The 12,020-nt window shown below is 63.0% G+C and carries 10 protein-coding genes; 8 read left to right on the top strand and 2 right to left on the bottom strand.

Going from position 1 to position 12,020, the window contains the following annotated elements; genetic code table 11:
• Positions 1-4: 4 nt before the first annotated feature.
• Positions 5-859 carry a transporter substrate-binding domain-containing protein gene (locus tag NCR38_RS33620; RefSeq protein WP_061117007.1) on the bottom strand — a complete coding sequence of 285 codons (855 nt, stop codon included), beginning with the start codon at positions 857-859 and terminating at the stop codon, positions 5-7.
• Between the two features lie 726 nt (positions 860-1,585).
• Between NCR38_RS33620 and deoC the strand changes: the two genes are divergently transcribed.
• From deoC to NCR38_RS33580, 8 genes are read left to right on the top strand one after another with little or no spacing between them, the layout of a single operon-like run.
• Positions 1,586-2,593 carry a deoxyribose-phosphate aldolase gene (gene deoC, locus NCR38_RS33615; RefSeq protein WP_061117260.1) on the top strand — a complete coding sequence of 336 codons (1,008 nt, stop codon included), beginning with the start codon at positions 1,586-1,588 and terminating at the stop codon, positions 2,591-2,593.
• A 25-nt stretch (positions 2,594-2,618) separates the two neighbouring features.
• The gene (locus NCR38_RS33610) at positions 2,619-5,009 is read left to right on the top strand and encodes an aldehyde dehydrogenase family protein (RefSeq protein ID WP_061117005.1); all 2,391 of its coding nucleotides are present in this window, start codon (positions 2,619-2,621) and stop codon (positions 5,007-5,009) included.
• 60 nt (positions 5,010-5,069) lie between these two features.
• A complete protein-coding gene (locus NCR38_RS33605; RefSeq protein ID WP_061117004.1) occupies positions 5,070-5,552 on the top strand; it encodes an RbsD/FucU family protein in 483 nt (160 codons plus the stop codon).
• Complete coding sequence (gene rbsK, locus NCR38_RS33600; protein WP_061117003.1) at positions 5,549-6,481, top strand: ribokinase; 933 nt, start codon at positions 5,549-5,551, stop codon at positions 6,479-6,481. The genes NCR38_RS33605 and rbsK overlap by 4 nt, the downstream gene beginning before the upstream one ends.
• On the top strand, positions 6,478-7,521 hold the full coding sequence (locus tag NCR38_RS33595) for an ABC transporter permease (RefSeq protein ID WP_061117002.1): 1,044 nt from the start codon (positions 6,478-6,480) through the stop codon (positions 7,519-7,521). The genes rbsK and NCR38_RS33595 overlap by 4 nt, the downstream gene beginning before the upstream one ends.
• Positions 7,522-7,574: 53 nt before the next feature.
• Complete coding sequence (locus NCR38_RS33590) at positions 7,575-8,579, top strand: substrate-binding domain-containing protein (protein WP_061117001.1); 1,005 nt, start codon at positions 7,575-7,577, stop codon at positions 8,577-8,579.
• Positions 8,580-8,633: 54 nt separating this feature from the next.
• On the top strand, positions 8,634-10,163 hold the full coding sequence (locus tag NCR38_RS33585; protein WP_086960831.1) for a sugar ABC transporter ATP-binding protein: 1,530 nt from the start codon (positions 8,634-8,636) through the stop codon (positions 10,161-10,163).
• Positions 10,160-11,221 (top strand): ABC transporter permease, encoded by a 1,062-nt coding sequence (locus NCR38_RS33580; protein WP_061116999.1) that lies wholly within the window; start codon positions 10,160-10,162, stop codon positions 11,219-11,221. Before NCR38_RS33585 ends, NCR38_RS33580 begins: the two co-directional genes overlap by 4 nt.
• Positions 11,222-11,294: 73 nt before the next feature.
• Here NCR38_RS33580 and NCR38_RS33575 read toward each other — a convergent pair whose 3' ends face one another.
• A complete protein-coding gene (locus tag NCR38_RS33575) occupies positions 11,295-12,017 on the bottom strand; it encodes a DeoR/GlpR family DNA-binding transcription regulator (protein WP_061116998.1) in 723 nt (240 codons plus the stop codon).
• Positions 12,018-12,020: the final 3 nt, after the last annotated feature.

The raw sequence follows: 12,020 nt of genomic DNA, 5'->3' as shown, positions 1-12,020 counted from the left end.
AAGGTCAGATGGAAGGCGCGGGGAGCGTGGCCGGAACGTCCATCGTCGAGCCGAACCATTTCTCCTGAAGCTTCTTCATGGTCCCGTCGCTGTTCGCTTTCGCGATGCCATCGCTGAAAAGCTTGAGCAGGGCGGCGCTGTCGGCATCCTTGCGCGCGACCCATGCGAAGTAGCTTTTCGGACCGATTGTCTGCGGCAGCACCGCGAACACGCCCGGACGCGACTTTATCAACGGCCCGAGATTGGCGACGGATTGCGCGACCGCATCGAGCCGGCCGACGGCGAGGTCCGCATAGGCTTCGTCGAACGCGACGTATTGCTTGACCTGCTTGAGGCCTGGACCGCCCGCTTCCTTCAGCTTCTTGTCGAGCGCCATCAACGCCTGCAACTGCGCGGAGCCGGTCTGCGAGCCGACCACCTTGCCGTTAAGATCGTTGGGAGTTTTGATGGACGCATCGGCCGAGCGGGTGAGTACGCCGGTGGTCGCATCGGCAACGGGCACGGTGAAGGCAAAATGATCCGCGCGGTCCTTGTTGACGGTCACCGCTGTCACGACGACATCGAAGCGCTTTGCATCGAGACCGGGCAGCAGACCCTGAAAGGGCAGGTCGAGTTGCTTGACTTTCACATCGGGCAGAGACTTGAGGACGTAGGCCATCAGATCGGCGTCATAGCCGACGATCTTGCCGTTATCGACGTATTCGAAGGGCGCGTAACGCGCTTCGGTCGCAATCGTGATTTCCTTGTTCGATTTGATGCGGGCGAGCAGATCGTCCGCGTGCGCAAACGACGGCGCGGCGGCGTTGAGCGCGAGCGCGCCCGTCAGCGCGGTCAGCAAATGGCGAAGACGTTTGTTCATGACACTCCCCTTGCATGTGAGCTATTGTGAAGACAACCAGAATTTCATTCAAGTGACTTGAATGAAATTCATTAGGCATGAAGCGTGCCAGCGTGAGGCACCCCGACGTACGGGACTGCGTCCTTCTGACATGCACTGAAAGAGGGGAGCAGGGCTGGACGAATGCACCGCCGCGCGCGGCGATGCACCGGATTGAAGTACGAAGAGGTAATGCGAGAGTCAGCGGAGTCCGCAAAGCACGGACGCAAGACGCTGCACGAGCGACAGCGCGTAGGGCTCCTGCCGCTTGACGAGCAGTGGCGACATGGAGATCGAATACTCGATCAATAACATTTCGAGCGTGGCGCACGCACGCCGTGTACGCGAATCTACGGCAGCGTGGGCAACAGATTGACCGCTCGTCTCTCTACGGTTCACTTGACGTGACGGAGAAGAGCGCAACCTCGTACTTCCTCGGTATGGCTATGGCGAAGCTCTTCGCTGCTCCATTGTTTGCCACGCCGTGGTTGTTCCACGTCTCCATGGCATCTGGCGTTTCGATTTTTTTGTTGGCCGGTACATCTCGTTCCCGACTTATTGCGGCAGTTTCAATGTTTGTGTTCCACAACATTCAACAAAGCGCCTCCGAACTTTCCCTATGTTACGATCCTAACAACGATGTTATAAACTGAGATCAATCTATCAAAAACTGTTGTGCGTCGCACAAGACGCCGGCATACCGATCTCATGCTGGAAACTGCATCGAAGTCCATCGTCGCATGGCCCGGAAAGGCTCAGGTTCACGCCAGCGCGCGCAATCCCGGCGTGCCGTTCGATTTGTCGTGGCTCGACGGGTTGCGCGTAAATCAGTCGGCGGTGGCACGCCGCGCATCGACGCTCGGCACGCGCCGCGCGGTGAAGAAAGATGCGCAGGCCGCGTGGCTGCTCAAGGCGATTACCTGCATCGACCTCACGACACTCAGCGGCGACGATACGCACGGTCGCGTCGAACGACTGTGCGCGAAAGCGCGCCGTCCGTTGCGCGACGATCTGCTCGACGCGCTCGGCATGGCGCCCGGTTCGATCACGACAGGCGCCGTGTGTGTCTATCACCGCTACGTTAAAACAGCGGTGAAAGCGCTCGAAGGCAGCGGCATTCCTGTTGCAGCCGTGTCGACGGGCTTTCCCGCCGGACTCAATCCGCACGAGCTCAAGCTGCGCGAGATCGAGGCCTCGGTGCGAGACGGCGCCTCGGAGATCGACATCGTCGTCACGCGCGAGCATGTGCTCACGGGCAACTGGCAGGCGCTTTACGACGAGATGCGCGATTTCCGCGCGGCATGCGGCGATGCGCACGTGAAGGCGATTCTCGCGACCGGCGATATCCGCACGCTGTCGAACGTCGCGAAGGCGTCGATGATCTGCATGATGGCCGGCGCCGACTTCATCAAGACATCGACGGGCAAGGAAAGCGTCAACGCGACGCTCGATGTGTCGCTCGTGATGGTGCGCATGATTCGCGAATACCTTGCCCGCACCGGCGTCGCGATCGGCTTCAAGCCCGCGGGCGGCGTGTCCACCGCGAAATCGGTGCTCGAATATCAGATCCTCATGAAGGAAGAGCTCGGGCGCGAATGGCTCGAAGCGGACATGTTCCGCATCGGCGCATCGAGCCTGCTCGCGGATATCGAACGCCAGCTCGAACATCATGTGAGCGGACGCTATTCGGCGTTCAACCGTCATCCCGTCGCCTGATTCACGGACTTCAATACATAGCCTCATGAGCGTTGCCGAATACTTCTCCTCGATGGAATACGGACCCGCACCGGAAGACGATCGCGCCGCGCGCGCATGGCTCGATCAGCATGCCGGGCGCTTCGGTCACTTCATCAACGGCGCATGGCGCGACAGCGCCGACGCCGACCGATTCGATTCGCGCGAACCGGCCACGGGCCGCGCGCTCGCGTCTATCGCGCAAGGCACTCAGACCGACGTCGATGCCGCCGTAGAAGCCGCGCATGCCGCCCTCGAAGGCTGGCAGGCGATCGGCGGAGCGGGGCGCGCGCGGCATCTGTATGCGCTCTCGCGCATGGTGCAGCGGCATAGCCGTCTTTTCGCCGTGCTCGAATCGCTCGACAACGGCAAGCCCATTCGCGAATCGCGCGATATCGATATACCTCTTGTGGCAAGGCACTTTCTGCATCACGCGGGATGGGCGCAGTTGCAGGACAAGGAGTTTGCAGACTGGGCGCCGCTCGGGGTGATCGGGCAGATCGTGCCATGGAATTTTCCGCTCCTGATGCTCGCGTGGAAGATTGCGCCGGCGCTCGCGCTCGGCAACACGGTCGTTCTGAAACCCGCCGAATTCACGTCGCTGACGGCGCTGTTGTTCGCGGAGCTGGCGCATCGCGCGGGCTTGCCCAAAGGCGTGCTCAACGTCGTCACCGGCGATGGACGCACGGGCGCGGCGCTCGTCGAGCATGATCGTGTCGCGAAGATCGCGTTTACGGGCTCGACCGAAGTGGGCCGCCAGATTCGCGCAACGACAGCCGGTTCGGGCAAATCGCTGACGCTCGAACTCGGCGGCAAGTCGCCCTTCATCGTATTCGACGATGCCGATCTCGACAGCGCCGTCGAAGGTGTCGTCGATGCGATCTGGTTCAATCAGGGACAAGTGTGCTGCGCGGGCTCGCGCCTGCTCGTGCAGGAAGGCATCGAAGCGCGTTTCATCGAGAAGCTCAAGCGCCGCATGGACACCCTGCGTGTCGGGACTTCGCTCGACAAGGGCGTCGACATGAGCGCGGTCGTCGATGACGTGCAGCTCGAACGCATTCGCGCGCTCGTCGACAAGGGCGAGAGCGAGGGCTGCGAAATCTATCAGTCCGCGCGTGCCACGTTCCCCGAGGGGGGCGCGTTCTTTCCGCCGACGCTCGTTACCAACGTCGCGCCCGCATCGACGCTCGCGCAGGAAGAAATCTTCGGGCCGGTGCTCGTGACGATGAGCTTCCGCACGCCGGAAGAAGCCGTCGCGCTCGCGAACAACACGCGCTACGGTCTCGCCGCGAGCGTGTGGAGCGAGAACATCAGCCGCGCGCTCGATGTCGCGCCGCGCCTGCAATGCGGCGTGGTGTGGATCAATGCGACCAATCTCTTCGATGCGGCTGTCGGCTTCGGCGGCTATCGCGAGTCGGGGTTCGGTCGCGAAGGCGGACGCGAGGGCATCTACGAATACCTGAAGCCGCGCGCCTGGGCCAGACTCCCGGTGCGCGGCGAAACGAAGCCATTGCAGGCGCAACCCGATTCGCTCGTCGATGCCGGCAACGTCAGCGCGCTCGATCGCACCGCGAAGCTCTTCATCGGCGGCAAGCAGGCGCGGCCCGACAGCGGTTATTCGCGGCTCGTGCATTCGCCCGCGGGCGAGATCGTCGGCGAAGTGGGCGAGGGCAGCCGCAAGGACATTCGCAATGCAGTGGCCGCCGCGCGCGGCATGACCAAGTGGTCGTCGGCGAGCGCGCACAACCGCGCACAGGTGCTGTACTACCTCGCGGAAAATCTGAGCGCGCGCGCCGATGAGTTCGCGAAGCAGCTCGTCGCGCGCGCGGGTTCGAGCGAGCGCGATGCGAAGCGTGAAGTGGAAGCGTCCATCGCGCGCTTCTTCACCTACGCCGCGTGGGCCGACAAGTACGACGGCGCGGTGCATGCGCCGCCGCTGCATGGCGTCGCGCTCGCGATGCACGAACCGCTCGGTGTGATCGGCATCGTGTGTCCGGACGAAGCACCGCTGCTCGGTTTCGTGTCGCTCGTTGCGCCCGCGCTTGCGCTGGGCAACCGCGTGGTCGTAGTGCCGAGCGAGACGTGCCCGTTGATGGCGACGGACTTCTATCAGGTCGTCGAGACGTCGGACGTGCCGGGCGGCGCGCTGAACATCGTCACCGGCGATGCGCGTTCTCTTGCGCAAACGCTCGCGCAACACGACGATGTCGATGCGCTCTGGTGCTTCCACGGCGCGTCGCTTTCGGCGATGGCCGAGCGTGAATCGACCGGCAACCTGAAGCGCACGTTCGTCGATCAGGGCCGCGTGTTCGACTGGCACGATGCCGCAAGCGAAGGACTGCCGTTCCTTCGCCAGGCCGTGCAGGTCAAGAACATCTGGGTGCCGTACGGAGACTGAATGAAGCATTGACGGGCGCAGATCTCGAGACGAGACACGCCCACGCATGGAGGAGACGCTGTGCTGAAGAACATCGATCCGCTCTTGAACGCCGATATCCTCTACGCGCTCGCCGCGATGGGCCACGGCGACGAAGTGGTGATCTGCGACGCTCACTTTCCCGCCGACTCCGTCGCGCGGCAAACGGTGCTGGGCAAACTGCTGCGCATCGACGGCGCGAGCGCGCCGCGTGCAGTGCGCGCGGTGTTGTCGGTGCTGCCGCTCGATACGTTCGTCGACGATCCCGCGGGCCGCATGGAAATAGTTGGCGATGCAACTACCTTGCCCGCCGTGCAGCGCGAGGCGCAACGCGAAGTGGACGACGCGGAAGGCCGTGAAACGCCGTTCGCGCCGATCGAGCGCTTCGCGTTCTACGAGCGCGCGAAGCAGGCCTACTGCGTGATCGCGACGGGCGAAGCGCGCGGCTACGGCTGCTTCATCTTCAAGAAGGGCGTGCAGCTCGCACCTGATGCACCGGATGCGCCGGAAGGAGGCACGCGATGAAAAGCGTCGTCATTCTCGGCATCTATGTGACGGACCTCGCGTTTCGCGCGGAACGCATGCCGCTGCTCGGCGAAACGGTTGCGGGCTCCGCGTTCAAGATGGGACCGGGCGGCAAGGGCTCGAATCAGGCCGTGGCCGCCGCACGCGCGGGCGCGGACGTGATCTTCTGCACGCGCATCGGTGCGGATGCGTTCGGCGAGATCGCACAAGCGACCTGGGCGGCCGAAGGCATCACCTCGCGCGCAACCGTGATGAACGATGTTGCGACAGGCGCGGCGCATATTTACGTCGATGAAAACACGGGCGGCAACGCGATCATCGTCGCGGCGGGTGCGGCGGGCACGCTCGCTCCCGAAGACGTCGATGCCATCGAGGACGATATCGCGCGCGCGGGCGTCTTCGTCACGCAACTCGAACAGCCGATTCCGGCTGCGCGCCGCGGTCTGGAACTCGCGCGCAAGCATGGCGTGACGACCGTCTTCAATCCGGCGCCCGCGTTGCCGCTCGCCGACGACATCTATCCGCTGTGCGACTACATCACGCCGAACGAAACGGAAGCGACGGCGCTGACGGGCGTGCCTATCGCCAATATCGATGACGCGCGCCGCGCCGCCGACGTGTTGCTGAAGAAGGGCGCACGCGCGGTGATCGTCACGCTCGGCGAAGCAGGCGCGCTACTGCATACGTCGGATGAATCGACGCTCGTGCCGGCGTTCGATTGCGGCCGCGTCGTCGAAACGGCCGGCGCGGGCGATGGTTTCACGGGCGGCTTCGCAGCCGCGCTCGCACGAGGCGAAAGCGCGGTCGATGCGGTGCGTTTCGGCTGCGCGCTCGCGAGCATCTCCGTGACGCGCCCCGGCACCGCGCCGTCGATGCCGCGTCTCGATGAGATCAACGCGCTGCTCGAACAAGGGAGCGTCACGCAATGAAAGCGTCGAAGTGGCTCGCTGATCGCCAGTTCAACTTCCTCATCGGCGTGAACGTGCTCGTCGTCATCGTCGCTACGTGGCTGTCACACGGCCAGTTCCTCGATATCGACAATCTTCAGTCGATGGGCGGCCAGTTGCCCGAACTCGGCCTGCTCGCGCTCGGCATCATGCTGTCGATGGTGTCGGGCAACGGCGGTATCGATCTCTCAGGCGTCGGGCTTGCGAATCTCTCCGGCATGGTCGCGGCGATGGTTCTGCCGCATATGCTCTCCGCTGACGATTCGCCCGCGCTCTATACGGCGGTGTTCATCTGCATCGTCGTGGCGATGGGCGCGATCGGCGGCTTGCTGAACGGCGTCGTGATCGCGAAGCTGAAGCTCACGCCGATTCTCTGCACGCTCGGCACGCAATTGCTGTTCACCGGCATCGCCGTCGTGTTGAGCAACGGCGCATCGGTGCGCGTGGAATATGTCGATCCGCTGTCGAACATCGGCAACGGCACCTTCCTGCAAGTGCCGATTTCATTGTGGATCTTCGTCGCCGCCGTGCTGGTGCTCGGCTGGGTGCTGAAGCGCACGCCTTTCGGCCTGCGTCTCTATCTGATGGGCACGAATCCGAAAGCCGCGTTCTATGCGGGCATTCCGCGCGCGCGCATGCTGATTCTCACCTACGGCATGTGCGGCGTGCTCGCGTCGCTCGCGGGCCTCATCAGCGCGACGCATACATCGAGTGCCAAGTGGGATTACGGCAACTCGTATCTGCTGATTGCGATCCTGATCGCGGTGATGGGCGGCGTGAATCCGGCGGGCGGCTATGGACGCATCGTCTGCGTGTTTCTCGCCGCGACCGTCCTGCAGTTTCTGTCGAGCCTCTTCAACCTGCTCGGCGTATCGCAGTTTTTCGGCGATTGCGCGTGGGGCTTTCTGCTGCTCGCATCGCTCGCATTCGCGGGCGGCGAACGCGTGCGCGCGATCTTCGGTATCGGCGGGGCCGCGCCCAAAAGCAATGTTCCACCGCCGCCCGCATCGACGGGACGTTAGTGTTGCGTGTGATTCATCAAAGAGACCAATCGGTACATAACGGAGACAAGGCAATGAAGCTCAGCAGACTCGGCACCGCGCTCACGGCGATCGCACTTGCAGCGGGCGCGATTGCGGCCGCGCAGGCCGCGACGAACGAAACCATCGTGACGGTCGTGAAGGTGACCGGCATCAACTGGTTCAATCGCATGGACGAGGGCGTGAAGGAGTTCGGCAAGGCGAACCCGAACATCAACGCGTATCAGACGGGACCGGGCCGCGCCGACGCCGCGCAGCAACTGAAGATCATCGAAGATCTGATCGCGAAGAAGGTCACGGCCATTGCCGTCGTGCCCTACGATCCGCCGACGCTCGAGCCCGCGCTCAAGAAGGCGATGGACCGCGGCATCAAGGTGGTCACGCATGAAGCGGACAATGCCAAGAACACGATGGTCGATATCGAAGCCTTCGACAACACCGCATACGGCGCGGGCCTGAACGAGCGCCTGTCGAAGTGCATGGGTCAGCAGGGCAAATGGGCGGTGCTGGTCGGCTCGCTCGGCTCGCGCTCGCAAGTGCAATGGGCAGATGGCGGCATCGGCAACGCGAAGGCCAAGTATCCGAAGATGGATCTCGTCGAGCCGAAACTCGAAACCAACAATGACGGCGAACGCGCGTATCAGGTCGCGAAGGAAGTGCTGCGCAAGCACCCGGATCTGACGGGCTTTCAGGGCTCGTCGTCGCTGGATGTGATCGGCATCGGCCGCGCGGTCGAGGAAGCGGGCAAGGTCGGCAAGATCTGCGTGTACGGCACGGGCCTGCCGACGGAAGCGGCCAAGTTCCTCGAAAGCGGCGCGATCAACGGCATCGCGTTCTGGGATCCGAAGCTCGCCGGTCTCGCGATGAACAAGGTTGCGCAGATGCTCGTGGACGGCAAGGAAGTGCAAAACGGCGCGGACCTCGGCATCACCGGCTACAACAAGGTCACCGTGACGAAAGGCCCGGGCAAGGGCGTGATCGTGCGAGGCACCGGCTGGGTCGATGTCGACAAGACGAACTACAAGCAATACAACTTCTGATGTGACGTGCGCGGCGCGCTTTCTTGAAGAGCGCGCCGCATGCCCAAGACAGACATGACCACAACGACACCGCTCCTCGAAGTCGTCGATATCCACAAGCGCTTCACCGGCGTCTACGCGCTGCGCGGCGTGAGCCTCGCGTTCGAGCGCGGCCAGATCTATCACTTGCTGGGCGAGAACGGCTGCGGCAAGAGCACGCTCATCAAGATCATTTCCGGCGCGCAGCCGCCCGATGAAGGCGAGCTCGTGATCGAAGGCGTGCGCCACAGCAAGCTCTCGCCGCTCGAATCGCTTTCGGCGGGCATCGAGACGGTCTATCAGGACTTGTCGCTGCTGCCGAACATGAGCGTCGCGGAGAATGTCGCGCTGACGTCCGAACTCGCGGAACATGCGGGCCGGCTCGCCCGCACCTTCGATCGTCGTGCGCTTGCGCAAACTGCCGCGCGCGCGCTCGAAGCAGTCGGCCTGCCGGGCGACGCGAACTTCCAGAAGACGCTCATCGAGCAGTTGCCGCTCGCGACGCGTCAGCTCGTCGCTATCGCGCGCGCCATTGCGAGCGAGGCGAAATTCGTCATCATGGACGAGCCGACGACATCGCTCACACAGAAGGAAGTCGACAACCTCATCGCCGTGCTCGCACGTTTGCGCGCGGACGGCGTCGCCGTGCTGTTCGTGAGCCACAAGCTCGACGAGTGCTACGCGATCGGCGGCGAAGTGATCGTGCTGCGCGACGGCCAGAAAATGGCGCAGGGCCCGATCGAAAACTACACGAAGGCGCAGATCAGCGAGCTCATGACGGGCAAGCATCTGTCGACGGAACGCTATCGCGCGCAAGGTGAAGCAGGCGCAACGCAAGTCGTGCTCGATGTACAAGGCCTCGGCCGCAAGGGCCAGTTCGCCGATGTCTCGTTCAAGCTGCACAAGGGCGAAATTCTCGGCGTGACCGGTCTGCTCGATTCGGGCCGCAACGAACTCGCGCGTGCACTTGCGGGTGTCGCGCCCGCCGACATGGGGACGGTGACGCTCGACGGCATGCGCGTGCGCCTGCATTCGCCCGCGGATGCGAAAGCGCAGCGCATCGGCTATGTGCCAGAAGACCGCCTGAACGAAGGCCTCTTTCTCGACAAGCCGATTCGCGACAATGTCGTCACCGCGATGATCGCGAGCCTGCGCGATCGCTTCGGACAGATCGACCGCAAGCGTGCGCAAGAGCTCGCGGAGCGCACCGTGAAAGACTTGCAGATCGCGACACCCGATGTCGACAAGCCCGTGCAATCGCTTTCGGGCGGCAACCAGCAGCGTGTGCTGATCGGCCGCTGGCTCGCGATCGATCCGCGCGTGCTGATTCTGCATGGCCCGACGGTCGGCGTCGACGTCGGATCGAAGGACATCATTTATCGCATCATGCAGCGGCTGTCGAAGGAAGGCATCGGCATCATCCTGATCAGCGACGACCTGCCCGAGCTGCTGCAGAACAGCGACCGCATTCTGATGATGAAGAAGGGCCGCGTCGCAAACGAATATCGCGCGGACCGGTTGAACGAAGCCGATCTTTATCACGCGCTACTTTCAGAGGCAGCATGAGCATGAGCGAATCCATCCGCCGCACGGGAAGCGAGACGATGCCGCAGCACGTGGCCGAAGTCGCGCCGCGTGTGCGCAAGGGCAATCTGTACGCGCAGCTGATGCGCAATCCCGAGTGGTTCACGGTCGGGCTGATCGTAGTGACGTGTCTGGTCGTGGGCAGCCTCAACCCGCGCTTTTTCCAGTTCGCCACGCTGTTCGACATGCTGCATTCCGCGACGACGGTCTCGCTCTTCGCGCTCGGCACGCTGGTCGTGCTGGCGTCCGGCGGCATCGATGTGTCGTTCACGGCCATCGCCGCTTTGACGATGTACTCGATCACCAAAGCCGTGTTCGCATGGTGGCCCGAGTGCCCGTTCGCGCTGATCCTGCTTGCGGGCGCGATCGGCGGCGTCGTGCTCGGTGTGATCAACGGGATGCTCGTGCATCGACTGAAGGCGCCTTCGCTGATCGTCACCATCGGCACGCAGTATCTGTATCGCGGCTTGTTGCTGACGTTCGTCGGCACGCAGTTCTTCATGAACATTCCGCATAGCATGGACACGTTCGGGCGCTTGCCGCTCTTCTTCTATCACACGCCGGATGGCTTGCGCGCCGTATTGCCGGTCTCCGTGCTCGCGCTCGTGATCGCGGCAGTGGTCACGTGGTGGCTGCTCAATCGCACGATGATGGGCCGCGGCGTCTATGCGATGGGCGGCTCGCTCGCCATCGCCGAACGGCTCGGCTACAACCTGCGCGCAATACATCTGTTCGTGTTCGGCTATACGGGCTTGCTGGCGGGCGTGGCGGGCATTCTGCATGTGTCGACCAACCGGCTTGCGAATCCGTTCGATCTCGTCGGCACCGAACTCGACGTGATCGCGGCCGTGATTCTCGGCGGCGCGCGCATCACGGGTGGCACGGGAACGGTGGTGGGCACGCTGCTGGGTGTCGTGCTGGTGACGCTCATCAATAGCGTGCTGATTCTCGTTGGCGTGCCGAGCACCTGGCAGAAGGTGATCATCGGCGCGTTCATCCTCGTCGCGGGAACGTTGTTCGCGTTGGGGCGCCGTCAGTAAGCGCTGCAAAAAGCGGAACAAAAAAGGCTCGTTCAAATCCTGAACGAGCCTTTCTGTTTTTTACCGGAACAAATCAGGTGCGTTTATGGAGCGCCGGTCCTTCTTCGGTGATCACCGAATCGAACTCCGAAATGTGCGAGAACCGCACCGCCTTCACCTTGCCGAACTTGCTTGCATCGACGACGAGATGCCGTTCCACCGCGCTCGCCATGGCGGCCTGCTTGATGGCGACTTCATGAAAATTCCAGCACGTGACGCCACGCGCTTCATCGACGCCGCCCGCGGACATGAACGCCTTGTTGATGCCCATGCGCCGCAACGTTTCGACGCTCTCGTCGCTGGCAAATGATTCCGACGACGGCACATACACGCCGCCGAGCAGGATCATGCGCACATTCGGCTTGCGCCGCAAAATCTCCGCTACGTTGAGCGAATAGCACACGACCGTCAGATGCATCTCCGTGGGAATCTGCCGCGCGAGCGTCGTCAGGGTCGTGCCGCAATCGATGAAGATGGTCTCGTTATCGACGAGCAAACGCGCCGCATGACTCGATGCGATCGCCTTGGCCTGCGCGAAATGATCCTTTTCTTCCTCGATGGTGTAACCCGCGTTCGGGACATCGGCCGCGCTGACGATGTAGCCGCCGAGATAAGTGAACTGGCCGGGATGCGCGGCGATATCGCGGCGCACTGTCATCTCCGATACGCCGAGCAACGCGGCTGCATCGCGCAGACGCATGACGTTCTGTTTTTCGAGCGCACCGGAAAGGGCGCGCAAGCGGTCGTTCTTGGCCATCGG

This window comes from Caballeronia sp. INML1 (assembly GCF_023631085.1).
GTDB classification, from domain to species: Bacteria; Pseudomonadota; Gammaproteobacteria; order Burkholderiales; family Burkholderiaceae; genus Caballeronia; species Caballeronia turbans.
The sequence above is the reverse complement of the archived record's forward strand: the minus strand, read 5'-3'. Positions and strand labels throughout refer to the sequence as shown.